This window comes from Pseudobutyrivibrio sp. YE44 (assembly GCF_900104335.1).
Lineage (GTDB): Bacteria > Bacillota > Clostridia > Lachnospirales > Lachnospiraceae > Pseudobutyrivibrio.
Genome location: NZ_FMXT01000015.1, coordinates 1 through 25,310 on the forward strand (window position 1 = coordinate 1; position 25,310 = coordinate 25,310).

At 40.3% G+C, this 25,310-nt stretch carries 18 protein-coding genes; 3 read left to right on the forward strand and 15 right to left on the reverse strand.

Features of this window, described 5'->3' with window-relative positions; all coding sequences use genetic code 11:
- Positions 1–167 precede the first annotated feature (167 nt).
- The 7 genes from BLR54_RS13480 to BLR54_RS13510 form a co-directional block, all read right to left on the reverse strand.
- Positions 168–1,550: a S1C family serine protease gene (locus BLR54_RS13480; protein WP_090421949.1), complete on the reverse strand. Its 1,383-nt coding sequence runs from the start codon at positions 1,548–1,550 to the stop codon at positions 168–170.
- A 66-nt stretch (positions 1,551–1,616) separates the two neighbouring features.
- Positions 1,617–3,449: a glutamine--fructose-6-phosphate transaminase (isomerizing) gene (gene glmS / locus BLR54_RS13485; RefSeq protein ID WP_090421952.1), complete on the reverse strand. Its 1,833-nt coding sequence runs from the start codon at positions 3,447–3,449 to the stop codon at positions 1,617–1,619.
- Positions 3,450–3,584: 135 nt separating this feature from the next.
- Positions 3,585–5,135 (reverse strand): LCP family protein, encoded by a 1,551-nt coding sequence (locus tag BLR54_RS13490; RefSeq protein WP_090421954.1) that lies wholly within the window; start codon positions 5,133–5,135, stop codon positions 3,585–3,587.
- 109 nt (positions 5,136–5,244) lie between these two features.
- The gene (locus BLR54_RS13495; RefSeq protein WP_090421956.1) at positions 5,245–6,753 is read right to left on the reverse strand and encodes a glycosyltransferase family 2 protein; all 1,509 of its coding nucleotides are present in this window, start codon (positions 6,751–6,753) and stop codon (positions 5,245–5,247) included.
- Positions 6,753–8,174 (reverse strand): sugar transferase, encoded by a 1,422-nt coding sequence (locus BLR54_RS13500; protein WP_090421958.1) that lies wholly within the window; start codon positions 8,172–8,174, stop codon positions 6,753–6,755. Before BLR54_RS13500 ends, BLR54_RS13495 begins: the two co-directional genes overlap by 1 nt.
- A gap of 77 nt (positions 8,175–8,251) precedes the next feature.
- Complete coding sequence (locus BLR54_RS13505) at positions 8,252–9,226, reverse strand: glycosyltransferase family 2 protein (RefSeq protein ID WP_090421960.1); 975 nt, start codon at positions 9,224–9,226, stop codon at positions 8,252–8,254.
- Between the two features lies 1 nt (position 9,227).
- The gene (locus BLR54_RS13510) at positions 9,228–11,078 is read right to left on the reverse strand and encodes a glycosyltransferase family 2 protein (RefSeq protein ID WP_090421962.1); all 1,851 of its coding nucleotides are present in this window, start codon (positions 11,076–11,078) and stop codon (positions 9,228–9,230) included.
- A 308-nt stretch (positions 11,079–11,386) separates the two neighbouring features.
- On the opposite strand from BLR54_RS13510, the gene BLR54_RS13515 reads away from it, so the two are divergent.
- Both BLR54_RS13515 and BLR54_RS15125 read left to right on the forward strand, forming a co-directional pair.
- The gene (locus BLR54_RS13515) at positions 11,387–12,895 is read left to right on the forward strand and encodes a hypothetical protein (protein ID WP_090421964.1); all 1,509 of its coding nucleotides are present in this window, start codon (positions 11,387–11,389) and stop codon (positions 12,893–12,895) included.
- Between the two features lie 626 nt (positions 12,896–13,521).
- On the forward strand, positions 13,522–14,577 hold the full coding sequence (locus BLR54_RS15125; protein WP_242871257.1) for a M15 family metallopeptidase: 1,056 nt from the start codon (positions 13,522–13,524) through the stop codon (positions 14,575–14,577).
- Between the two features lie 84 nt (positions 14,578–14,661).
- Here the strand turns inward: BLR54_RS15125 and BLR54_RS13525 are convergent, their stop codons facing one another.
- The gene (locus tag BLR54_RS13525; RefSeq protein ID WP_090421966.1) at positions 14,662–15,084 is read right to left on the reverse strand and encodes a GtrA family protein; all 423 of its coding nucleotides are present in this window, start codon (positions 15,082–15,084) and stop codon (positions 14,662–14,664) included.
- Positions 15,085–15,095: 11 nt separating this feature from the next.
- The gene (locus tag BLR54_RS13530) at positions 15,096–16,169 is read right to left on the reverse strand and encodes an acyltransferase family protein (RefSeq protein ID WP_090421968.1); all 1,074 of its coding nucleotides are present in this window, start codon (positions 16,167–16,169) and stop codon (positions 15,096–15,098) included.
- Positions 16,170–16,575: 406 nt separating this feature from the next.
- On the opposite strand from BLR54_RS13530, the gene BLR54_RS13535 reads away from it, so the two are divergent.
- Positions 16,576–17,730, forward strand: a complete 1,155-nt coding sequence (locus tag BLR54_RS13535) for a hypothetical protein (protein ID WP_090421970.1) — start codon at positions 16,576–16,578, stop codon at positions 17,728–17,730.
- 272 nt (positions 17,731–18,002) lie between these two features.
- Here BLR54_RS13535 and BLR54_RS13540 read toward each other — a convergent pair whose 3' ends face one another.
- From BLR54_RS13540 to BLR54_RS13565, 6 genes are all read right to left on the reverse strand, one after another.
- Entirely contained in the window at positions 18,003–19,343 is a 1,341-nt protein-coding gene (locus BLR54_RS13540) for a fucose isomerase (RefSeq protein WP_090421972.1), read from the reverse strand.
- 26 nt (positions 19,344–19,369) lie between these two features.
- On the reverse strand, positions 19,370–20,950 hold the full coding sequence (locus BLR54_RS13545; protein ID WP_090421974.1) for a tripartite tricarboxylate transporter permease: 1,581 nt from the start codon (positions 20,948–20,950) through the stop codon (positions 19,370–19,372).
- 14 nt (positions 20,951–20,964) lie between these two features.
- Positions 20,965–21,426, reverse strand: coding sequence for a tripartite tricarboxylate transporter TctB family protein (locus tag BLR54_RS13550; protein WP_090421976.1), 462 nt, complete (start codon positions 21,424–21,426; stop codon positions 20,965–20,967).
- Positions 21,427–21,492: 66 nt separating this feature from the next.
- Positions 21,493–22,563 (reverse strand): type 2 periplasmic-binding domain-containing protein, encoded by a 1,071-nt coding sequence (locus BLR54_RS13555; RefSeq protein ID WP_090421977.1) that lies wholly within the window; start codon positions 22,561–22,563, stop codon positions 21,493–21,495.
- Between the two features lie 51 nt (positions 22,564–22,614).
- Entirely contained in the window at positions 22,615–24,621 is a 2,007-nt protein-coding gene (locus tag BLR54_RS13560) for an alpha-glucosidase (protein WP_090422020.1), read from the reverse strand.
- Positions 24,622–24,640: 19 nt separating this feature from the next.
- Positions 24,641–25,309 (reverse strand): DUF4867 family protein, encoded by a 669-nt coding sequence (locus BLR54_RS13565; RefSeq protein ID WP_090421979.1) that lies wholly within the window; start codon positions 25,307–25,309, stop codon positions 24,641–24,643.
- Between the last annotated feature and the right edge of the window lies 1 nt (position 25,310).

The window sequence follows — 25,310 nt, forward strand, 5'->3', positions numbered from 1 at the left end:
AGAGGACTGAGCCGGGAGGGGCCGAGGCAGGGAATACTATAAACATGTAGTGGAGCAGGGGTGTCAGCCGCAAGTATCGATGGGGACAGGGAATCCGAAAGTGTGAAAAAGCTCCTAGGTGGCAGGAGTCCACGCTAGGAGCTTTTGTGTGTCGGTTTTGTTGTGTTTTATTGTACTTTATCGGCTTTACGAGTAAGTGTTACCTGAAGGGTCTCTTCCTCGTAGTTGTTGTCTGCGCGGGCAACTGTAATGTCTACAGTGGTTCCAGCAGGAATGTACTTCATGATGTTGTTAAGTGTGTTGACGTTTGTAACTTTACGTCCGTTGAAGCTTGTGATAACGTCCTCTACCTTGATACCGGCCTGGTCTGCACCTGAGCCTTCAACTACCTGTGCAACGTATACACCAACTGGCACGTTGTACTGCTCAGACATCTCTGCTGTGATATCCTTACCTGCAATACCAATGTATGATGCATCAAGCTCAGAAACTACATCGTTGTCGATCATCTGCTGGATGATAGACCATGCATAAGAGATAGGAATAGCATATCCCATACCTTCTGCTGTTGTATCAACAAGCTTTGCAGATACAACTCCGATAACCTCACCCTTTGCATTTAAAAGAGCACCACCTGAGTTACCAGGGTTAACTGCTGCATTTGTCTGAAGAAGTGAGTTTGTAACTACGTTGCCATCATCATCCTGAAGAGTAACCTCACGGTCCTTTGCAGAGATGATACCGTTTGTAACCGAGATACCATAACCCATTGCGTTTCCGATAACGATTGCTGGCTCACCAACAACTGTAGCATCTGAATCACCAAGTGTAGCTACCTTGATAGCTGACATTGTGTCTTCCTTGATATCCTTAACTGCTACGCTTACTACTGCAAGGTCACAAGAAGAGTCAGTTCCCTTGATTGTTCCCTCTACAGCTTCACCATCGTTAAAGGTAATTGTAAGAGTTTCTGCTCCGCTGACAACGTGGTTGTTAGTAGCGATGTAGATGAATTCCTCATCTTGTGAAACGATGATACCTGAACCTGCTGACTGTGTCTCCTGCTCCATTGTTCCAAAGAAGGTCTTGTATTCCTTGATACCTACATTTGAAACCTGTACCACTGCAGGAAGAACGCTGTCTGCAATTTCTGAAACGTCTGTTGTAATCTTTGTAGCTGTGGTGCTAACCTCAGCGTTTTCTGTCTTAGAAAGCTTGCCTTCCTCTTTTTCAGCATCCTTTTTAGTCTCAACTACAGCTGATGCTGTGTTTGAACCGATAAGGTGGTCTGAAACAATAACTACAGACTCAAATGCTAAGCCTGCAATCAAACCAAATACAAGTCCGATAATTGCAGCACGTCCAATCTTCTTTCCGAAAGATGGTTGCTTTTTCTGTCTTGCTCTATTGCCATCATCATAAGGTGACCACTGATAGTAAGACTCCCCTTGATTGATATCTTCCTTTTTGTACGAATAAGTACCGGCGTTCTGCTGGCCGGTAAAGTCTGAACCATTGCCATTATGATCGTTGTTGTAAAAATCACTCATAAAATCGCCTCCGTTAATTCATTGTGGCTATATAGTAAATCTGTTATGTGATGCCTAAGTGAAGATTTACTCAACAGTAACTGATTTTGCCAAATTTCTTGGATGATCTACGTCGAAGCCCTTGCCAACTGATACATAGTAACCAAACAACTGCAATGGAATAATTGCAAGTGAGTTGGTGAAGTATTTGTTGGTCTGTGGGATGTACATAACGTAGTCTGCCACTTCCTCGATGTCCTCGTGTCCAACTGTTGTAACTGCAAGGATAAATGCACCACGAGTCTTACACTCTACCACGTTTGAAACTGTCTTTGGATAGATGTTTTCCTGTGTTGCAACTGCTGCTACAAGTGTGCCCTCTTCAATAAGAGAGATTGTACCATGCTTAAGCTCGCCTGCTGCGTATGCCTCAGAGTGGATGTATGAAATCTCCTTAAGCTTAAGTGAACCTTCCATAGAAATAGCATAATCAATGCCACGTCCAATGAAGAATACATCCTTAGCTGCAACAAATCTGTTTGCAAACTTCTGGATACGCTCTTTGTTTCCAAGAAGCATTTCAATCTGCTCTGGAAGCTTCTTAAGGTCACAGATAAGTTCCTTCATCTCTTCAGCTGAAAGGTGTCCTCTAACATCTGCAAACTTCATAGCAAGAAGGTAAAGAGCAATAAGCTGAGCTGAGTATGCCTTTGTGGTGGCAACTGAAATCTCAGGACCTGCCCATGTGTACATAACCTTTTCTGCCTCACGAGCAATAGAAGAACCTACTACGTTTACGATAGCAAGTGTCATGTTGCCCATTGCGCGAGCCATACGAACCGCTTCCTTTGTATCTGCTGTCTCGCCAGACTGGCTGATAGCGATAACAAGCTCATTGTCCTGAAGGATAGGATTACGATATCTGAACTCAGATGCAATATCCACCTCAACTGGGATACGTGCCATCTCTTCGAAGACATACTTTGCTGTAACACCTGTGTGATATGCTGAACCACAAGCTACAATACGAATACGAGAAATGTTCTTGATTTCCTCGTCTGTCATACCAAGCTCTTCAATATCTACAGTGTCATTCTTGATACGAGGATTAAGAGTATCGCGAACAGTCTTTGGCTCCTCGTGAATTTCCTTAATCATGAAGTGGTCGTAGCCACCCTTTTCTGCTGCATCAACATCCCAATCGATTGTCTTTGATTCCTTCTCGATTGGCTGTCCATCAACATCGAAGAACTCGATGCTAGACTCTGTAAGCTTTGCAATTTCCTCGTTCTCAATGAAGTAAACCTGACGTGTGTACTTAAGAACTGCAGGAACATCTGAAGCAATAAGATTTCCGTCTTTGCCCATACCAACAATAAGTGGGCTGTCCTTACGAACTGAATATATCTCGTCTGGGAAATCTGCAAAAATAATACCAAGGGCATAAGCACCCTCAACACGGTGCATAACCTTTGTTACGCATGTAAGAGGATCATTTCCCTGCTTGTAGTAGTAATCAAGAAGATGCGCAACAACCTCTGTATCTGTCTCAGACTTAAAGTTGTAGCCACGCTTTGTAAGCTTATCCTTAAGCTTTGCATAGTTCTCAATAATACCATTGTGAACTACAGCGATTGTCTCTTCCTCATTAAGATGTGGATGAGCGTTTACCTCACTAGGCTCACCATGTGTAGCCCAGCGAGTATGACCGATACCGATTGTACCCTTCATGCTCTCTCCATCATGAGTCTTTTCAGAAAGAAGACGAAGACGTCCCTTTGCTTTTTCAAACTCAATTTTATTTCCATCATAAACAGCCATACCAGCTGAATCATAACCTCTGTATTCAAGTTTGCTAAGTCCATCAAGCAAAATAGGTGCTGCCTGTGACTTTCCTACATAACCAACTATTCCACACATAAAATTTAATCCTTTCAATAATCAATAAAAATTTATGCAAGCCATAGTATTTTACTACGAAATCAATAAAAAGTAAAACGAGGACTGACCTTATTGCCAATCCTCGTCGATTTTAACAATTTAATTATTTATCAATTAGTCTACTTCCTGATTTATCTCAGCACTTGATTCGCTCAAGCCTGTCTCAGACTGGATGTGCTCGCTGATAACATCAACGCCATCGTCTGTAGGATCATAATCATCCTGATCATATAAGAACTTGTGAAGCTTCACAACATTTGATGTAAGTGTACATGGTACAACTACACTACCTGTCTTCTTGCTAATTGTCTTTGTCTTAAGTGAGAATGGGAAACCAGATGACTCTGCCATGTTGTATTTTCCAACGTCCTTTGCCATTCCTAAGCACTGTGAAAGTGAAAGGCTTGTAGAAATCTTAGGGAATACATCATCAGCAATATCGTTCAACTGAGATACGTTTGCATGCTTTGCCTTTTCAACAATAAGCTTAACAACCATACGCTGATTTTCTGCACGACCATAGTCGTTGTTAACAGCATATCTGTTTCGACAGAAACCAACAACCTGTGCACCATTAAGGTGATATGTACCTGGCTTGTCGAAGTAGCAATCGCTCATCTTCCAGCCTTCCTTCTCCTTTGGATAGTAGTTGAGGACGTTTTCTACCTCAGCAATGTATCCTGCAAGAGCGTTCTGACCTGTCTCTGGATTGTTTGTATCAATCATCTTCTGTGTGATTTCAAGATCAAGACCACCAAGGTCATCTACGATTTTGGCAAGTGCGTAGAAGTCTACTGAAACATAGCCATCAATCTTAATATCTAAGTTGGTGTTAAGCATCTCAAGTGCCTGCTCTACACCACCGTGATTGTATGCGTAATTACACTTTCTATATACATCCTTTTCAACCTGAAGATAAGTATCACGCTGAACTGAAAGCATCTTTACATCGTTTGTGTCGTTGTTAATTGATACAAGGATAATTGCATCTGAGTTACCGCTATCAAGATTTCCGTTTGAACGGTTATCAACACCGAAAAGTGCGATAGTCTTGTAGTTGCTAAGTACCTCTTCTGTTGCCTCATCCAAATCGTTTGATGAAATCTCTTCCATCTTGATGTTGTCCCAATTAACCTTGCCAAACTTGCTCCAAAGGAAGAAACCGAAAAGTAAGACTAAGATTAATACAACCTCAACAACAATGATTGTTGTACGTGTCTTTTTCTTTTTAGCTGCCTTTGAAGGCTTGCCCTTGCGGCTAGGTGCTGGACGCTGCTGAGCAGGACGTCTGCCTGCATCGCGAGAATTGCGAGGTGCTGGACCTCTGCTGCTAGCACTTCTTGCACGATTAGGATTTCCCTCTGGACGTCTTCTTGGCTGTCCACCTGAAGGTCTAGCACCTGCTGGTCTACCACCTGCTGGTCTGCCGCCTGCTGGACGTCTTCCACCAGAAGGTCTGTAATCGTACATATCTACATCATCCTCTAAATCGTAATCAAAATTATATCTGTCATCTTCCTCGTAAAAATCTACATCTAACTCAGAACCACGACGACTTCTTTCATAACCATAACCATCATCTCGAACCGGTCTGCGGCCGTTAGAAGGTGCTCTTCTAGGCGCTCTGCGCTGACGGTCGAAATCGTAATCATCATAATTACTCATTGAAAATATGTCTCCATTCTTATAGTGTAACCATTCTGATTAAGTCTACTCTAAGCCAACTTCCATTGTCAAGAATGGAACAACATTTCTGTAATATTTTAATAAAATTTTAGATTTGTGATACAGGCTCAGATTCAGCTTCTTCAGACAAGGAATTCCCTGAAGTTTCTATTTTAGAAGGGATGTCTAAAGCTCCTGTTTCCATACCTGGAAGGATATAATTTTCCATCCCCATAGGAAGATTACTATTATAAAAACCATCTCCCTTGGCAAACAATTCACCATGCTTTTCTATGAGACGAAGCTGTGATGCTGTAGGCTCCTCGCCTGCAGAAACTATTCCGTAAGTTCTTTCTCCAGGTCGCTTGTATCTTCCGATACAATTTGGAATCACAACCGTTCTAAAGCCTCTGGCTCTAGCGCGAATACAAAAATCTGTAAGAGCATCCTGACCAGAAAGACTGGTATCAAAGCCCCTAAGCATTCTATAAACCTTTGCATCAATCATGAAGCAGCCACCATCCACGGTGAAAACATCTCGTGGCATGCTGCCCCATCCTTCATAGGTATCACCAAAAATTCTCTGACCATGGAAGGCAGGATAGGCCGTTCCATCCTGTGAAAGAATGTAGCCTGCATTGTCATAGGTAAAGCCCCTGCCCCAAAATCTTATACCAACCACAGCAACATCCGGCTGGCAAAGATAGCCATACATTTTCTTAGCATTGTTTCTTGTGAAGAGTGTTACCTTCTCTTCCTTAATAAATTTATAATCTCCACCAAAGCGTCTAAAGCTACTGTCGTCATAATCAATGTGCCATTTCTTTAAAGATGCATCCACTCGGCCATCGCACAGCACACCACTTTGTCTTAAATAGGAAAGGGCCAGTGCCAAATGCTCCTTGCAAGAATAGTTTGCCTGTGCTCTCTCTTCCTTATTAAGAGGCTTGTCTGTTGTTCGCTTGTGATATAAAAGACCTGGCACATGGGCAATCCTCTGATTCTTAAAGCAGGCTCTTAAAATATATTCATATATATAGGCACACTTTGCCTTTTCATTAAAGGACCCTAGCTTTTTATACAGTTCCTTTGAAATGCAAACAAACTCACCAATATAGTTTGTTTGCAAAAATATTTCCTTATTAAAATCAGGTTTAAAATGAGGATTTCGTCTATCCAGATTTATAAGCTCATCATGATCTGTGTAGATAAGATAGCTGTTGTCATTTAGAGTGTCCTTCATGGCGTTGACGATTCCATCCTCTTCGTGACCACAAAGCTCATCCACTTTTTCCTTTAGGCTGCTTAAGGTCTTACCGCTAAGGCGGTCGTGCTGCCCCACAAAAACAAGATGGTCGCCCTCTGCAAAATGGGCCCCCACATTGTAGGCATAGGCTCCCCCTGCTTTTTTCTTTAATCGTCGATAATGAACCTTGTCCACAATATCCGGGAAAAATTCTTTAATGACAATCTCTATGGCATTTGTAGGATTATCATCCAAAATATAAAGCTCGAATTCACGATAATCCTGTTCATCAATAGACTCTAGCATGTCCTTGAACTGGTCCATGTTAGTGTCGCTTGTCCATACAATCAGGGAAAAATAAGCACCCGCCATTACTTAGACCCCTTTCCGCCAAGTACAACAGCTACTGTTTTAAATAGAATTCTAATATCAAGTCCTAGTGACCAATTTGCAATATAGGTAGTATCCAAGGCAACAACGTCCTCGAAATCCTTAATATCACTTCTACCACTAACTTGCCACATGCCGGTTAATCCTGGCTTAATAGAAAGACGCGCCTTGTGGTGAAGAGCATAATTTTCATATTCATCCTCAAGAGGTGGTCTGGTGCCAACCAGGGACATATCTCCCTTTAGCACGTTCCAAAACTGTGGCAATTCGTCAATTGAAAACTTTCTCATAAAATGACCAACAGGAATAACCCGAGGGTCATTTTCCATCTTAAACATATTGCCCTGGATTTCGTTTTGCTCCATCAATTCCTTCTTCCGTTCCTCTGCATCTATGTACATGGTTCGGAATTTATAGAATTTAAACTTTCTTCCGTTCTTACCAATTCGAGTCTGGGTGAAGAACACAGGCCCCTTAGACTGAAGCTTGATGATTGGTGCAAAAATGATAAAGGCAAGCAAAGCAAACACTAAGCCAATAATTGAGCCGAGAATGTCCATCACTCTCTTCACAAAGGCCTGACGGTTGTTTGCAATATGCATACTTGTGGTAAGCACCACGTATCTGCCGTAGGTTTCCATTATTCTGTTTGGCATAAGATTGTCGGTGTGAATAAGGGACACATGAACTGTAAGCCCCTGCTCCACTAAACGTCCTGCCAAGGATTCCTCGCTGGTTCTTGTGTTGCCATCCAAGAAAACCTCATCCACTACGTTAGTTCTAAGATATTCAAACAAGGTGTCTGCCGTAGCCACCACTGGAACACCAAGGATTCGCTGACCTGTCATATCTTTATCTACAACAGCCACGCCCTTCACCTTGAATTCCATATATGGTCCTGTAATTTCAGCAAGACATGCTTCCACTGTGGAAGATTCAGCCACCACAATAAGGGATGTCTTGTTAACATCCAAAAGCATTCTGCGGCGGATAACTCGTTTCCATCCACATCTGAAAGAATAAGAAATAACAATCATGGCCAACCCAAAGATACCAAGGGCAAGTCGTGAATACAAAAATGAAATACGCATAGCGTACATGTACAGCAAAATCCCAAGGAAGTTTACAAGGGTATGCCAGATTGTTGCCATTAATTCCTGATATTTAGTTCGTCGTAAAATCCCCGTGTAGGTCTCAGTAAAAAGCACACATGTCAAATCGATAAGTGGCAGGATCATACCAAGATTCCTGTATAGTGGATAGTTTTCATATCGACTAATAAAAAGAATAGCACCGTCGTATCTAATGAAGACACCCACAAACAGAGCAAGCTCTGCAGCTAGCATATCAATTAAAATAAAATCAAGATGCTTGACCCACGAGCGTTTCTTTTTCTTGTACAAAAGAATTCTCCCCAATAATTACAAGATTACCAACCCCATTCTTTTGGTAATCTTTTTCTTTAATTATATATGAACTGCTACTTATTTTCTAGTTCACGTTCTGCAAGCTTAACACCGTCATAATCAAGCTTTCTGGTGTGATATTCAATATCCTCAAGAAGCTTTCTGTTCTTTGCCATAAGGTCGCCCATCATACCAATCATAATAGCAATAAAGCCCATCAAAAGAAGGGTGCAACCAAGGATAAGGGACTGAACATGTCCTGCCCCACCATCTGTAAAGAAATACACCAAGAATCTGATGATAACGCCAATTCCAACCACCGATGGAAGAATTGCAAAAAGACTAAAAGTCTTAAGTGGCTGATACATAAGATATGCTCTAAGGATTGTCACCATAGACTTCTTTACATAGCCCATCATGCTGTTGAAAAGTCGTGATGGTCTAAGCTCTCCGTTGGTGCGAATAGGCACTGAAGTCTGAGCAATTCTATTACGCCCTGCCTGAACGATTGTCTCAAGAGTGTAAGTGTAGTCGTTTGTAACATTAAGACGCATAGCAGCATCTCTAGAATATGCTCTAAAACCTGATGGTGCATCTGGGATTGTGGAATTGCTGGCCTTCTGAACCACCCAGCTACCAAAATGCTGAAGCTTTTTCTTAGTAGGAGAAAAATGCTCTGTCTTGTCGATTGGACGCTCTCCAATAACAATGTCAGACTTGCCCTCTAAAATAGGCTTCACCAAAAGCTCAATGTCATCTGCCACATACTGGTTATCTGCATCCGTATTTACGATAATGTCTGCACCGTTTCTAAGGCAGGCATCAAGACCTGCCATAAAGCCATATGCCAAGCCCTTGTTTCTGCGGAAGTTTACCACATAGTTGACGCCCCACTTGCGAGCCACCTCAACAGTGTTGTCGCTACTTCCATCATTTATAATCAAATATTCTATTTCATCAATTCCATCAATGTGCTTTGGCAAATCATTGAGAGCAATCTCAAGTGTATCAGCCTCGTTAAAGCATGGGATTTGGATAATTAATTTCATTTTATTCCTCTCTACCAAATGAATAATCAAATTTTGTAAGGGAAAGGTTTGGATTGTAATAAGGATCCCCTTTTTCGTATACATCCTTCCACTTACTCATAAAGTATTCTGTCTCTGAATCCATGCGAGCCTTTTTCTCAGGGTCCTGATGGTCTAAGCCACGGCTAACAGATTCAAGATGATACCACTCTGAAAATGGAGTATAAACACAAAGCTTATTCTTTACTCTAAGCTTCAAACAATAATCCACATCGTTGAAGGCAACAGCAAGCTTTTCATCAAAGCCCCCTACCTCCTGCCAAAGGCTCTTCTTTGTAAGAAGACATGCCCCTGTCACTGCAGATAAATCCTGAACGCAGGTGCTTCTGTAGAAATATCCCACCTGCTCTCTGCCACTCATCAAGAACTGAGAGTTGGCAACTCCGCCAAGCCCAAGGATAAGTCCTGCGTGCTGAACAGTGTTGTTTCCATAATATAGTCTTGCACCAACAACGCCAACATCCTCACGTCTAATGAAGCCCATCATTTCCTTGATAGCATCTTCATTAATCATACGAGTGTCGTTGTTAAGAAGGAGGATATATTCTCCACTTGCATGTTCCACACCAAAGTTTACTAGCTTTGAAAAATTAAACTGGCCCTTTGTCTCTGGATGAGCTGCTGTGTAATCCACCACCTTTGCGTTAAGCGGACCGCTAAGCTCCACCTCATGATAATACTCCTTGAGTCTGGCCTCTGTAGAGTTGTTCTCCACAATGATAAACTCAATATTTTTATAAGTATTTCGACCTGCAATGCTGTCGATACAATCCTGCAAATCCTTGCAGTGATTCATGTTTGGAATCACAATTGAAAGAAGTGGAGTGTCTGGCCAATCATAAACTGTGCGATAGTATCCCAGATGAGTATCAAGCTCCACATGAGCTGGCACACCAATTCTCTTGTAGTGCTCCTCCACTGCCCTGCGACCATTTTCATAGGCATACATCTTTGCCTCTGGATGATCTGCAGTTGATGCAGGATGTGTACGCCAGTGATAAAGCACTCTTGGGATATGATAAATATTGGTGCACTTCTCAAGGATTCGAAGATCAAAATCGTGATCCTGGGCACCATCAAACTCAGACTTGATTCCGCCGCTTTCCTTTACCAAATCTGCTCTTGCCACAAAAAGATGTGTAATGTAATTGTGTGAACAAAGCAAATCGATATTGAAATCTGACTTGAAGTGAGGCAGGAAATATTCCTTGGAATCCATATCGATTTTATCCTCATCAGAATAAATCGCCTCAATGGTAGGATCTTCATTTATAGCCTTTGCAATATAAAACATTGCATCAGCTGTAATTAAATCATCATGATCGGTAAAGCCAATAAAATCACCTGTAGCAAGCTCCATTGCAGCATTTGTGTTTCCTGCAATACCTGTGTTGCCCTCCAGCTTCTTGTAAACAATTCGCTCATCCCACTGGCCACCTGTTGCCTTTAAAATAATATCCTTCAAGCCTTCCTTTGGGCTGCCGTCACCAAGACAAAGCTGCCAATGAGGATAGGTCTGAGCTGTAAAGGATTGAATCAGCTCCACCAAAAATCTCTCTGGTGTGTTGTATAAAGGAATTACGATACTGATAACTGGATTATTCGTAAATACGGTATGCCTTTGCTTATCAAGCTCAGCCTCCGTAGTAGGATGTTCCTTAAGAAACTGTCGATAGCTATAGTGCTCCTGGTCGTGGCCCATAGCCTTTCTGATGGTCTTTGTCAAAGTCTTCTTAACGCCATAATGCTGAAGATACAAAAGACCTTTCTCGATTTTATTTGTAGGTTCTTTATATTGCTTTATTTCGCTCATATTCGTCCTATTCTAATTTTTTAGTTGCGATAACCTTCTGTGATTTTTTGAATTTTACACAGTTAGTTACATCCTATTATAATTTCTTTGCACATTAGTAGCAACCCTACAGTTACCTGTAAATGTTTTGTTTTCTATTGTGCCTGGGCTGTGCCTCATCCTTGCACTGAATATATTTATAATTTAAAATATGAAATTGTAGATTTCTGTTTTTAGTAAATTGAATGTTTCTATATTATTTTAGGAAGCTGCTGCTTTCTTAACTGACAGCAGAAAGTCACCAAATCTTATTTCTGAAAGGATTATATATGAGCTTAAAAGCTACTATCGCCATCATTTTGATGCTTTTATATCTCGCCCTAATGAGATTTTCTTTTGTTGCAGCAATTCACAAGCGAGGTCGTAAGATTTTCATCGCAGGTCTGTATATTCTTGGATTTCTTTATATAGCAGGTCAAGGAATCTTTTATGCCACCGACCTTCCTGATTCATCCCCTGATGAAGTTGCCCACATAAGCTACATTTATTATGTGGATACCACAAATGAATTAATTCCTCACTTCGAAGATATGCATCTTTTCAACACTGCTCCAATCAACGGTCTGGGTGAAGGAATCGACGACTATTACATCTACAATTATGGAATGATTAACTATCTTTGCCACCCATCCCTTTACTATCAAATCATGCGTGCGGCTGGCGGCTTCAACGACATCGAGCAATATGTAGTTGAAGTAGATAAAATGCGACTTAGATATTTCAGCTTTGGCATTTCACTTTTGGGCGTTGCCATGCTATTATATATTGGCTGGTCTCGCATTAATAAATCCAAGCCTTGGCTTCATTTGATTTATATCACTTCAGCCACCTGTATTCCTATTATGTGCTTGGAAATGTGCGCCGTCACAAACGATTCCCTTGCCCTTCTCACCACCAGCCTTTGTGCTCTTGGTCTAATTCGTTTTTGCGAAGAGAAGAGAAACTTTGCTACCTATCTTATGATAAGCGGCGGCATCACCTTCAGCTTTTTAAATAAGATGACTGCAGCAATGCTTTGCGTTGTAATGTCCCTCATTGTTTTGGTTGTTACAATAATAAAAGAAAAGAGTTTTGCCAAATCTCTCAAAAAAGAGTTTTGGTTTACCACTCCTCTTTTCATCTTACCTATTATATATATCATCGTAATTTACCAAAGATACGGAGTGCTTCAGCCAACACTGAAGGTCATCGCTCCACAGGGCTACTTCGAGCATTCCTTCTTCTTTGTTCCAGAAGAAGATCGCCCACCTGCAACCTTGTTAGGATACATTCTTGTTTATTTCAACAATTTCTTCCTTTCATGGGCAGGACTTGTTACCCAGGATTTAGCACTTAGGAAGACCTCTCCTTTTGCTATTTCAACCTTACCTATGGAATTGCTTTGGATTGCCCCTGCCTTCGCTTTCACAAAGAAGTTTAAAAAGGCAGCAGGCGCCCTTACTCTTCCAATTATTGCAGGCTGGTTTTCAATTCTTATCACCTTCCTGCTTCAGTTGAAAAAGGCCTACGGCAACTTCATAAACAACGGCTACACCGGCGGCTCCCAGGCCCGCTACTACGTGCCACTTATTTTCTGCCTGGCACTGGCTGTTGTATTTGTTTTTGAAAGTCTCATAAAAGACAATGGCTTCGATCCTCAAACCGAAACCACCACTGTTTCAAGCATCAAGGATTTTGGAATTAGAACCATCCTAAACCAATCCACCTACTTAGTCGGATTGATTTACAGCTTACTGCTGTTCTATGGAAATCTTCCATTTTTCTTGCTACACAACTAGTTTTTGAAACTCCTAGGACCTTCTCTGCATGTAGATTCTTCTGCTGAGAGTTGTTTCTCTGGAGGATGCTTCTCTTGAGAATCTCTTTTACTGAGGGTTTTTCTCTCTGGAATTTCTTATTTTGAGAATCCTTTCTACTGGGAGAGCTATTCTACTTAGAATTTCCTCTCTTGAGGAGCTTTTATCTTGGAGATTTATCGCGGCTGGATGGAAGTATGCGGGTTTGCATGGTTGTCATTGATAAAATATCACTAAATTGGGTTACTTTTTATCGCGGCTAAACGAAAACATGAGAGTTTGCAGAGGTACCATTGATAAAAAGCTGAAGTTTTTTCCATTTTTTTATCAATAGAAAGCCATTATATGCGGCCTGGCAGGTGGTACCGCGATAAAATTAAGAGAAAAATAAGGCTTTTTTATCAACCAGTCAATGAAAAATAAGGCCTCCCGAGATTTGCCGCGATAAAAATAATATATTTGATTACAGCTAAGGAGATACTAGAAATGATTAATATTAATTGGATTACAATTTTATGGACACTTGGAAATCTTGCACTTTGGGCACTTATTATTGTGATGATTATAAAGTTGATTAAAAGAGGAAAATAGATTTCCGAAGGAATGTTATGAAAAAAATTAAGTTTAAACTACTCCCACTTTTCCTATTAACAGTAGCACTGGCGACTTGTGGACATCACAATAAGGATGCATCTAATTCAGCTGTCAAACAGCATGAAAGCACACAACAAAAACCGAAAAATCCAATGGATAAAAACCAGAAAAATTCTTCTTCAATAGAACATGATATTTCTATTTCATCAAACAATCATAGTTCTAATGAAACTTCAAGAGCTACTTCAAAATCAACCAGTAAGGGAAAAAAACACAAGAGGTATACTCAATCTAAAAAGAATGAGTCTCTCTCAAAAGAGAAAGAACCCCAGGAAGGGACAGATACTCAAGAGAAGCTAGATACTAAAGAAAAATCTAACCCACAGCAAGGCTCAAACACACAAGAAAAAGATACCACCCCTACAAAGGATAAAGTTATGACTACCACAAAGGTTAAAGACACAAAGAATTTCTACGGCATAGAATTCACAGAAGACAGTGAGATTTTTACAAAAATCAAAGGTAAATCCTATAAGGATAATTGCACCGTTCCAGTATCAGATTTAAGATACCTCCACGTGCTTCACACAGGTTTTGATGGACAGACCCACGAAGGTGAAATCATCTGCAACAAGTATATCGCAGAAGACTTACTGGAAATCTTCGAGGCCCTTTATGAAGCACAGTATCCTATAGAAAAGATTCGCCTTGTAGATGAATATAATGCAGAGGATGAAGCCTCTATGGCTGACAACAATTCCTCAAGCTTCAACTTTAGATTCATCAGCTATACAAAAAAGATTTCAAAACACGGCTATGGACTTGCTATGGACATTAACACTCTTTACAATCCATACGTCAAAACTGTAAATGGAAATCTTAGCATCGAGCCAGCCAACGCAGCAGACTACGTAGACCGAACCAAGGATTTTCCACATAAAATTGACGAAAACGACTTAGCCTACAAGCTTTTCACAGCCCACGGTTTTGAATGGGGAGGTGCTTGGAAAAACTCCAAGGACTATCAGCATTTTGAAGTACCAGACTCAGTTTTGAAAAAGCTCTATTAAAGTTTTCATATTAAACTTAAAAAAATCTCCTAGGAATTTCTTCTTAGGAGATTTTTTATTACCTATTTTATTTTTGAACTTATTTTATTCTTGAACTTCTTTATTTTTAAATACATGTCTCTTTCCAGTGACATAGTTTACTGCGATTACAAATACCGTCATAATTACCTTACCAATAAGCTCTGGCATCTTCACTATTTCCACCAAAAAGATAAGTCCGAAATAGTCTAACAGCATTGTGGCGCCACGCCAAAATACGAAGCGGGCAAATTCTTTTGTCAGCTCCCACAGATTGGCACAATGACTTTTAAAAACAAAGTTTTTATTACACAAGTAGGCTGTAAGCTTTACTGTAATAAGAGTGATTATGTTTGCGACTTTGTAAGCCATTCCAAGCTTAAGCAAGATGGCAAACATCGCTATATTTTGAAGGCTTGTAAGCACCCCAAAAATTGTATAAAGCATAGTCTCGCGATTAACAAGCTTCTTTAAAATCTTTTCTTTCATTAAATCTATTCCTATTTCAATTTTAATAATTGTTTTTCAAAACAATGCCAGCTAATGTATGCCAGTGGTAAAACGATGACAGTGGAGATGGCAAGGTTTACATATGGATCCATACGAAGATATGCATATCCATCTGGGCTTACACCAATCCACTCAATAACCAACTGCTGCACCAAAAATGACAGCACATAAACACCGTAGGATAAGTCTCCCACCTTGTCATACCAGCGGGAAATCTTCCAATCTGAAAATCCAATATACAATACAATATATGTACCAAAGATGGCAAATACGATTTCATAATCAAAGAAATAGCTTCCTGCTATCAAGCCAACAACAGCAATCAGGAAATATTTAAACTTCATTGGGATTTCGTTTCGATTGAGATAGAACAAAATTCCCATTTCAAACTGCATTGTAAGTCGACCAAGATTTACAAGAATAGAAGTTGGAAGCATGTAAAAGTGGTCTCCCACAAATACATAGGTGAAGTATAAGTATACTGCTGCGGAAGCGGCTAAAAAGACACCAACCAAATTCTTCTTTCTGCTAAATATAGGTAGGAAGAATAGCACCAGTAAATAGCAAATCACTTCGTATCGCAAGGTCCAAATGCTTCCGTTAACACTGAACTCAATATGGGTGAAGAACACCTCAGGTAATCTTGTATAAGAAGATGCAAACACAAGGTTTAAAAGATAATCCTTAAGGCCTGCTGCGAAGTATTCCTCTCTAGAAAGAGTGGTAAGCATGGGTCCAATAATAAAAGCTGTGGACAAAATAAACAGTGCCAAAAGAGGCCATATTCTAAGGAATCTCGCCTTTAAAAATTTCCAAATATTCCTACTCCTATCGTAGCTTTGATAAATCAAAAAGCCACTTATTATAAAGAAGATATCCACTGCAACCTGACCAGACAGCGCTTTGTGAAAGGTCAAGGTGTACATTATATCCTTTTGCTGGGCTGCAATAGACAGCGCCAGGGAATGCATGTACATAACCATAAAGGATGCAACCAATCTCACAAGATTTAAATTGTTATTTCTGCCTTGAGATAATGCCCCAAGGGTATATTTATCATTCATGCTTTATCGCCTTGTTAAAAATAGTAAAAACGCCGCAAAAATTAGTAGCGACTGACATATTTTAGCATATACTTGCAAACTCTACAAACCTACAACCTCTTAATTCTGAGGTAAAATCCCCATTTTTCCTATACGTAATAGACAAAAATCCCGCAAATACACTTCCGTTATTTTGTATAACAATTCTACTTGCATATATTATTTTCAGGCGTTATAATGTGTAACGAATTGGCAATATCATAATTCAGGAAAAGGCAGTACCACTAGTTTAATATGCACGTAATTTATCAAAGCCATTTACCAGGATTTTTGGGACAATGGCTTTTTTTATTTGACTTTTTACCGGCAGTTAAGGTAGGCGCCAATAGACAAATATAACTATTTTTTATACGAGGAGAGTAATGTAATGAAAAAGAAAATTGTTATCGCTTTGGCACTTACACTTGCTGTGTCTGCAGCAACTGCTGGTACAGTTTCATTTGTATCAAACGCATCAGCTTTCAGACAGGCAAGAACACCTGATGAAGTAAACTACGGTACACTTACAGATGAGCAGCTTGAGATCATCAACAAGAAATTTGATTATGGTTTCTATGCAGCAAAGTACGCTGATGTAAAGAAAGTTTTTGGAATGGATAAGGACATGCTCCTTCTTCACTTCGTAAAATGTGGTGTTTTCGAAGGAAGAATGGGATGGCCTACATACGATCCAGATGAGCTTGGTCTTGACCTTTCTTACATCGCAATGGTAGACGTAAACATCTTTGCAGCATCAAACCTTATGGATACTACAGATTACAACACTGTTGAGGCAGCTGTTGCATCTGCACAGGAAAACGGAGTTTCAATCATCAGCACACCATCAGGTGATTACATCGTTGCTACAGAGGAAAACCAGGAAGCTATCGAGAACGCATCAGTTGAGTACGAGAAGCTTACTGTTATCTCTAGAGACGGTGATCAAGAATGTGTTGTAATCGTATACAAGACAACAGAAGGCTTCGCTACAAAGGTTGAGACTGATATGCACAACGGTGCAAGAGACATCGAGGGTGTTATCGGATTCGTACCAGTAGTTGTTATGGGCGTTGAAGATGGAAATGCTCTTATCGACAGCGAAGAATACAAGATTGAGAAGTTCGAGACAGAAACAGGTATGATAATTGGTACTGAGGCTGTAACATACTCAGACACAAATGATATCATTTACTACGAGCCAGACAACTTCGAGACACCTCACAAGAGAATGATGACTAACTACGTTGGTACAGATTACAGCGAGTCTGGTTACATCGATAACGCACCAATCGGTATCGATGAGAACGGAACAGCTGATTCCAACTACGATGTTTCAGCAAAGGCTGAGGCTGACGAGAATGGTAACGCCGTAGTTACAACAGTTATCTCAAATGACGAGACAGGTTACGTTTACAAGGTTACTTACACCTTCGACGGCACAATTAAGTCTGAGAAGGCTGAGGCAGCTAGAAACGAAGAATCAAACTCTGAGTCTACAAACGAGGATGCTACAGAGTCTACAGAGTCTACAGACGCTGAGTAATTAAAACACAAAGGCCCTACACAAATGTGTAGGGCCTTTTTCTTACCTCCTATAAATACGAAAGAGACGCCAGCGGAGCGTCTCTTTCAAAAGGGAGAATAATGTTATGAAAAAATTGTATCTCTTTCGAGATGAGTATATATTAACTGATATTTATGTTCAAGTTGTGTGAAGATTGTGAAAAATTTATGAATTGTCTGAGTATTCAGAAAACGATTAAGTGTGGCTAATTCACTAACTTTCTCAAACCATCCCATAAAAACTTAGTTATTTTAATACTTCACAATTTCAATATCAAGCATGTGAGCCAATTTTTCCAATTCATTACCTATTCTCTTATAAATTACTACGTAGTGTGGTTCCCAACCATTTTTGATAGTATCTTCTACTACCTTATCTGCAGGATAATCTGTCTTAACCACAATGGATGTACCATTAAACTGCTTTGGTTTATCTAAAACCTCTCCCTCTGCAATCATAAATCTAAAGGTTCCATCTGGCTTGCGACCGATTCTAAAAATTGTAGCATCCTTGCAAGCTTCACAACCAAAGTCCATAACAGGACCAATCTTTCTGTTTGGATGAACTCCAACCTGAGCGCCTGTGTCACAGCGAGCCAAATCACATGATGCCATTCCACAATGCCAATAGGTTATTGTTCCTTCTTTTTCATCCATTGCTACCGGATCTCCAAAGAAGGTAGAGTGTCCTGTAAACTTTGAACCTACAAACATTGAAAGTGCTCCATATACATCAGCCTCACAACTTGCAGGAACATCCATAGAATTTAGAAGTGATAAAACCATGCACACTGGAGTTCCAAAGCTTACAAAGAAATCTGGCCAGCATCTAGATGAAACAGCACCAATGCCACCTTCTGTAATATAGGTTTTGTAGGCCTTATACAGTCTTGCAAAATCCTTTACATTTTTCTCTGGCATAGCCTCAAGACCGACAACTTTAGACTTTGCCTCTTCAAGGTCTGCCTGGCACTCTTCATCTGTGTATGCCTTTGCCTTATCAATTAGTTCTCTAGCTTCAATAGCCTCTAGAGTCACGCCAAACTTCTGTAAAATTTCTGCATCCAAAGCTCTGCCAAAACCAAAGCCCTGTGGAGTATGTCCAATAGCAGAAAGCTTTAAGGATTTCAAAGAAACCAAAACTGAGCATGCATCAATTGCTGCCTTAAGCTCTGTTACCACATGGTCCTCTTCTGGTGAGCCAAACATAAACTCAAAATTTCCTGCACCTCTAAAGGCTGCAATTGTGTTGGCTGCAGAATATGCTCCTGTAAGGGAGTTGCTGCGAAGTCTTCCTCCATCAATTACTGGCTCTCTAAGTGTCCAAAGCACGATTGGACACTTAAATCTTCTGAGAACCTCGCTGGCATAAGCCGCATTAGCAAAAGTGATATTTTGTAAAATCACAAGGTCTGGATTCTTTCCATCAAGATATTTTGCTACCTCATCAACTGTTAAAAGTACCTTTTCAGGAGTAACAACCTCTTCTGAAATTTTCTTTAACGTATTTACGGATCTGTTAAACAAATCCTCTGCTGTTTCCATATGATATGTTCCAACACCGATTGGAACGTAAACTACCTGTATTCCCATTTTTGTCATCCTTTATCTGTAATTTGTTATGCTCCCATTTCCATGCTGTCCACATTTTCTGCCTGATCAAGCTTCTCATGCTCAGCCTCAATAGCTTCAATATTTGCCTGATTGAGAGCTTCAATCTTCTTGTTCATCTTCATAAGAGACACGAGAAGAAGAATTGTAAGACCTAAAATTACAAGTGAAATAGGACGTCTAAAGAATATTGTGTAATCTCTGTCATAAGCCATAGATGCTGTGACAAAGTTTTTCTCCATGATGCTTTCAAGAATCATACCAAGCATCAATGGTGTGTTATCAATATCAAGTATTGTAAGTAAGTAACTGAAGATCAAAATTGCTGCACAGATAACAAGCTCTTTTGTATTTCCTGTTGCTGCAAATGAACCAGCAAAACAGAACATGATAATAAGTGGAGCAAGATATGTGTATCTAACCTGTACAATCTTAGCAACTGTTCTTGTCATACCAAGACCAATTGGGAAAAGAAGAATGTTTGCAATAAGACAACCAAGGATGATTGTGTATGCCATCACGCCCTGCTTTGTAAACATTGTTGGGCCAGGGGTAATTCCATGAAGGACAAAAGCACCAAGAAGAAGTGCTGTTACACCATCACCAGGAATACCAAGTGTCAAAAGTGGAATCATGGCAGAACCAACTACTGCATTGTTAGAAGACTCTGCTGCTGCAATACCTTCAAGAGAACCCTTACCAAAATTCTCAGGGTGCTTTGAGGTACGTCTTGCCTCTGAATAGCAAAGGAACTGTGCAACACCACCACCTACACCAGGCATAGCGCCAAGGATAGATGCAACTGCAGATGATCTAAGTACTGCAGGAATAATTCCTTTTCTTTCAGTTCTTGTAAGACCTTCACGGTCAATCTTGTTTGCATCGTCAAGTTTTCCACCAGAAAGCTTGAAATCTCTAAGCTTCTGCACAACCTGTGTAAGAGCAATAAGTGCAATACATGCAGGAAGTAAATCGATACCGTACTTTAAAGTGCTTGTACCAAGAGAGAATCTTGTTACACCAGTAACTGCGTCCATACCGATACAAGCCATAAACAAACCAAGCATACCTGAGATAATACTCTTTGGAAGTGAGTTTCCAGATACACCAGCAATAAGTGAAATACCAAGGATACCCATTGAGAAGTACTCAACAGATGTAAAGTTAGCTACAAGCTTTGTGATAAATGAAGCACATACCAAAAGCAATACTGCTGAGAATAATCCACCAAATACAGAAGAGAAAAGTGAAGTATCAAGAGCCTTCTTAACCTTACCTTTTCTAGCAAGTGGATATCCATCAAAGGTTGTAGCAATAGCTGAGTTTGTACCAGGTGTATTCAAAGTGATAGCACTGATAGAGCCACCGTACATACCGCCAACGTATACTGCCAAAAGAAGAATGATAGCTGTTGCTGGATCTTCAATTGTGTAAGTGATTGGCAACATAAGAATGATACCAAGCATTACGCTAAGTCCAGGTATACAACCTACAATCATTCCTATCACAAGACCAACTAAAATCATAAGCATATTGGTTGGTGTAAACACCTGACCAGTAGCCTGTAAAATCATTTGTAAATCTCCCATAATTCAGTCCCTCTCTAGAAAAATATTCCTGTAGGCAGTGATACGTTAAATACCTTCATAAACAGGAAGTAAATTCCTATTGATGCTGCCAAAATAAAAATATAGATAAACGGTTTTCTTTCACCGCAATAAGCCAAAATAAGTGCAAATGTTACAGCTGACGCTGGAATAAATCCAATTAATAAAATAAGTGCCACATAGAGGCAAAGCAGTCCGATAAGCAAAATTGCTGGTTTCTCCTTCTGCCAATCAAACTCCACAATCTTTTCTTTTTTTAGCACAAGGCTTTGAATTATAAGAACTATTGAAAAAATAAGCATGATAACCAGGCAAATACCTGGAATGATTCTTGGGCTTGGTGCACCTGAATCAAAAGCTGGAACTCTAACCTGATATGGCATAAGAAGCAACAGAATCAGGCTTAATCCCCCCATTATTATTCCTGACCATAGATTGGTTTTAATTTTAAATTTCATGTCGGTTTCCTTCTCTTTTTAATATGAGTGGAGCATTTTATTGCTCCACTCAATTTTTTCTAATTATTATTTGCTAAGATTTCCATATGCCTTGATTGCCTTTGAGCAAGCATCGTCCATAAACTTCTGAGCGTCATCGCCATATACCTGGAAGTTGTTAAGCATAACTGACTCAATCCATCCATAGTAATCTTCTGACTCCCAAACCTTCTTCATGATATCTGTCATATCATTGTAGAACTTCTCATCTGCACCAGCGTGAACTGCAAGTGTTCCACCTGCTGGAAGGATGCAGCTTGAGAAATCGATAGAAGCATCAAGCTCTTTAGCCTTTGCATCACCAACGATTGTAGGAACTGTGATAGCACCGTCTGGAGTTGTGAAACCTTCGAATGCCTTGTCTGAGAATGCAAGGATTGGAATAAGTGTACCAGCTTCAACCTCATCCTTAGCTGCCTGTGTTGTTCCAACAAATACATCAACTTCGCCATTTACAAGGCCCTGCTTCTGCTCAGCGCCTCCGTCATAACCAGAAACAACAGTAAGCTTTCCGCCCTCAAGAGCTATAAGAGAACCTAACTCTAAGTGACAGTCTGAAAGTGGATTTCCACCTGACATCTTGATACCTTCTGACTTTGCCTTTGCAAGAATAGATTCAAGTGTCTGATCTGGTGTTGTGTAAAGAATCCAAGTTCTGTCATCAACTGTTCCGATAGGCTTCATAGCAGTTCTGTCGAAATCAACTTCCTCTGTTCCATACTGCTTACCAAGGTCATGTCTGTAGCAAAGACCATAACCAAATACTAAAAGGTCCTTTGTGTTTGCATCTTCATCAGCAAAGAAGGTTGCTGCTGCAAATCCGTCACCGCCAGTCATGTTTTCAACTACAAAGTTGTAATCACTCTGAAGACCATTTGCTGTCTTAGCATATGTACGTGCTACAAGGTCAGCTGTTCCACCAGCACCATAGCCGCAGATAATCTTTACGGTTTCACCACCGTTAGATACCTCTTCCTCTGCGCCAGCCTCGATGGTATCAGCCCCCTCTGATACTGCTGACTCTGTGCCGCCACATCCTACTAACATGGATGCAGACATAATTGTTGCAAGTGCTAAGCTTAAAAATCTTTTCTTCATTTAAAAACCCTCCCATTGTGTTTTTAATTATTTTTAAAAAATTTTCATTTTTTAATTTCCATAAGTACTTCTTACTTCTTCAAAAAGCTTACTTACTTCTGAATTTTTCTTGTAGAAGACTGGTGTATCCCCAAACTTTGCTTCTACTGTGCAGATGCCCTTCTTATATTCTTTTCCTGTCCAAAGATGAATGAAGCCATCCTCAGGTAGGAATACCTCTCGCTCTGTAACTCCTCCTTCGTATACAGGAGCGACAAGTACATCTGGGCCAAGTAAGTATTCAAATTGTTCTGTAAAGCATCTATCATCCCCTTGATAGTGCATGAACAATGGTCGCTGTACCGGTGTACCCTTATCAGCATTTTCCTTAACAAGCTTTTTCATAAGTGGCGAAATCATTGTATAAATATCAGTAAGTCTTGCTACCTGCTTCATACAATCCTCATCGTCGTAATACTGGAAGCTTGTATCTGGTCTATTTCCTTCGTGGGTTCTCATAACAGGTGTAAAAGCTGCCATTTCTGCCCATCTAAGGAACACTTCCTTTGTTCTACAATTGTCATACAAGGATGTGTATCCACCAATATCACTGTGTGTAATACCAACACCACTCATACCTGCGCTAAGTGCCGCGCAGATTACAGTACAAAGACCATCATGTCTGGTAAAATCTACTGACTGGTCACCAGCCCAAAGCAAAGTGCAATACTTCTGTGAACCGATTCCTCCAGCTCTCATAAAGTAAACTACATCCCCAAGCTTGCCACTTTCTTTGACAGCATCGTAGTTACATTTAGCCCAAAGTGCTGGCCAATGATTGTGCTCAATCATTGCAGGCTTTCCACTGTGAAGCACAATATCATCTGTTGGAAGATATTCTCCAAAGTCTGCCATCCAGCCATCGATTCCTATATCGATTGAATACTTTTTGATTACCTCATCCTTAAACCACTCATAAGCCTCTGGCTTTGTAAGGTCTATCACTCCGCAATCAAATTCACCGAAATCTACAAGATACACAGAGCCATCACTTTTCTTTGCGAAAACATCCTTTTCAAGACCTTCCTTAAAAAGCATTCCGTCTTTTACCAAATATGGATTAATATATCCAAGATATTTAATTCCTCTCTTGTGAAGGTCTTTTATTTTCTCTGGAAGATTTGGATACATCTCCTGATGGAAATGCCAATCCCACTGAAGTCTCTTTCCAAAGCTTGTGACTCTCTTACCACACCAATCCTGGCACCAAAGACCAGCTACCTTGATTCCACTTTCAAGGGAACGCTCTAATATATCAAAGGATCTTTCGTTTCCGCCCTGAGCACCGATAATCAAACCGTTGTAAATCCAATCTGGAAGTTCAATCTGTCGTCCCAGGAAAGCCGTTTCCTTTTCAAGCAGTGATACATAATCCTCTGCAGCTTCCACTCTGATATATTCCGGAACCTCCCAAAGCTGAAGCTCGTGGAAGTTGTCATTTCTAAAATCAAAGTCTGCATAAGCTGTACTTTGAACGTGCATGTAATATTTTCTGCTGGATACAAAAGTTGTCTGTGGGAAATTGGTGTTGTAATAATCGCCACCGCTCATTCCATCCACATCACCCTTCCAAGTAATATAGGTAGTTTTATCTCTTCCTACCCCAGGCTCCCCTGTCCAAAGAGGGAAGTGTCGTCCCTTCATATCGAAGTAGGACATCTGCTCTCCGCAGCCATATACATGCTCATTGGCGTTAGATTTTACTCTAATCCAAAATCTGTTAATCTTATCACTCTTTTCGCTAAATCTTATTGTTGCAAGATCCCCATCAACAGCGATGTTAACTGTTAGGTCTTCACCAAACTCCAGCATCACACCATCATCTCTTTTCTTTGCAGCTGTCACGAAAAGAGGTCTTCGTTCTATTACATAGTCTTCAATTTTAAAATTTCCCCTATACATCAGGACGTCTTCCTTGCCCTGTCCAACGTATATCATGGGATGAGTTTGGCTGCTTTCAAAAATGGTTTCTTTGCCATTCTTTAATTTGAAATCAAGCCCTGATAAACATATCTCCATAGCAACTACCAACCTTTTCCTAATAGTGAAGTTCTTTGTTCTCTCCTAGAAGCCCAGGAAAGGCCCCCTGCTTAATCAGGGGCTCTCTCTCTGGATGGGCTATCACCCATTTGTTTCTTTGAAGAAGAAGTCTTTCCTCTCCACTCTCAGCCTTTGGCTTCCTATCAAGTGGAGTATTGGTAGCTCTTGGTAATATTACAATCCCTTTGAATCCTTCATCATTAACTCTCACCGGTGAAAGATGTAGGGTTGTTTGAAACATTTCAATTGCCGTTCCCTTTGGTACAAAGAAAACCTTGGCATCTTCAACCTTGTAGGTATTATCCTCAGCTATTTCCCAAGTATGACCTAGCACCAACATAAAGTCTGTGATTGCTACGTTTATTTCACTGCCCTTGTGATACTCAAAGCCATTGTAGGTTGTGTTTCTTCCATTACAATAGCCAACCTGAATCGGCATATCTCCATAGAAGATTTCCTTTATGTCCTTTACCACTGGATACTTTTCCATTTCTGAATCAGAAGCCACATAAACATTTCCATTCTCAGGAATATCTGTGTGCTCTTCCATATAATGAATCAGCTCTGAAAAATCCTTATCTTTTATTACATTTCCATAGGTCTTAAAGGAATCATCAAACACTGAAGTAATAGCCACATCGTTTACTGCATTTAGTCTTTCTAACATG

What these genes read in the sequence shown, in the direction of transcription:
- BLR54_RS13480 (WP_090421949.1), bottom strand. Translation starts at nt 1,550, where the DNA reads ATGAGTGATTTTTACAACAACGATCATAATGGCAATGGTTCAGACTTT.
- glmS (WP_090421952.1), bottom strand. Translation starts at nt 3,449, where the DNA reads ATGTGTGGAATAGTTGGTTATGTAGGAAAGTCACAGGCAGCACCTATT.
- BLR54_RS13490 (WP_090421954.1), bottom strand. Translation starts at nt 5,135, where the DNA reads ATGAGTAATTATGATGATTACGATTTCGACCGTCAGCGCAGAGCGCCT.
- BLR54_RS13495 (WP_090421956.1), bottom strand. Translation starts at nt 6,753, where the DNA reads ATGGCGGGTGCTTATTTTTCCCTGATTGTATGGACAAGCGACACTAAC.
- BLR54_RS13505 (WP_090421960.1), bottom strand. Translation starts at nt 9,226, where the DNA reads ATGAAATTAATTATCCAAATCCCATGCTTTAACGAGGCTGATACACTT.
- BLR54_RS13510 (WP_090421962.1), bottom strand. Translation starts at nt 11,078, where the DNA reads ATGAGCGAAATAAAGCAATATAAAGAACCTACAAATAAAATCGAGAAA.
- BLR54_RS13515 (WP_090421964.1), top strand. Translation starts at nt 11,387, where the DNA reads ATGAGCTTAAAAGCTACTATCGCCATCATTTTGATGCTTTTATATCTC.
- BLR54_RS15125 (WP_242871257.1), top strand. Translation starts at nt 13,522, where the DNA reads ATGAAAAAAATTAAGTTTAAACTACTCCCACTTTTCCTATTAACAGTA.
- BLR54_RS13525 (WP_090421966.1), bottom strand. Translation starts at nt 15,084, where the DNA reads ATGAAAGAAAAGATTTTAAAGAAGCTTGTTAATCGCGAGACTATGCTT.
- BLR54_RS13530 (WP_090421968.1), bottom strand. Translation starts at nt 16,169, where the DNA reads ATGAATGATAAATATACCCTTGGGGCATTATCTCAAGGCAGAAATAAC.
- BLR54_RS13535 (WP_090421970.1), top strand. Translation starts at nt 16,576, where the DNA reads ATGAAAAAGAAAATTGTTATCGCTTTGGCACTTACACTTGCTGTGTCT.
- BLR54_RS13540 (WP_090421972.1), bottom strand. Translation starts at nt 19,343, where the DNA reads ATGGGAATACAGGTAGTTTACGTTCCAATCGGTGTTGGAACATATCAT.
- BLR54_RS13545 (WP_090421974.1), bottom strand. Translation starts at nt 20,950, where the DNA reads ATGGGAGATTTACAAATGATTTTACAGGCTACTGGTCAGGTGTTTACA.
- BLR54_RS13550 (WP_090421976.1), bottom strand. Translation starts at nt 21,426, where the DNA reads ATGAAATTTAAAATTAAAACCAATCTATGGTCAGGAATAATAATGGGG.
- BLR54_RS13555 (WP_090421977.1), bottom strand. Translation starts at nt 22,563, where the DNA reads ATGAAGAAAAGATTTTTAAGCTTAGCACTTGCAACAATTATGTCTGCA.
- BLR54_RS13560 (WP_090422020.1), bottom strand. Translation starts at nt 24,621, where the DNA reads ATGGAGATATGTTTATCAGGGCTTGATTTCAAATTAAAGAATGGCAAA.
- BLR54_RS13565 (WP_090421979.1), bottom strand. Translation starts at nt 25,309, where the DNA reads ATGTTAGAAAGACTAAATGCAGTAAACGATGTGGCTATTACTTCAGTG.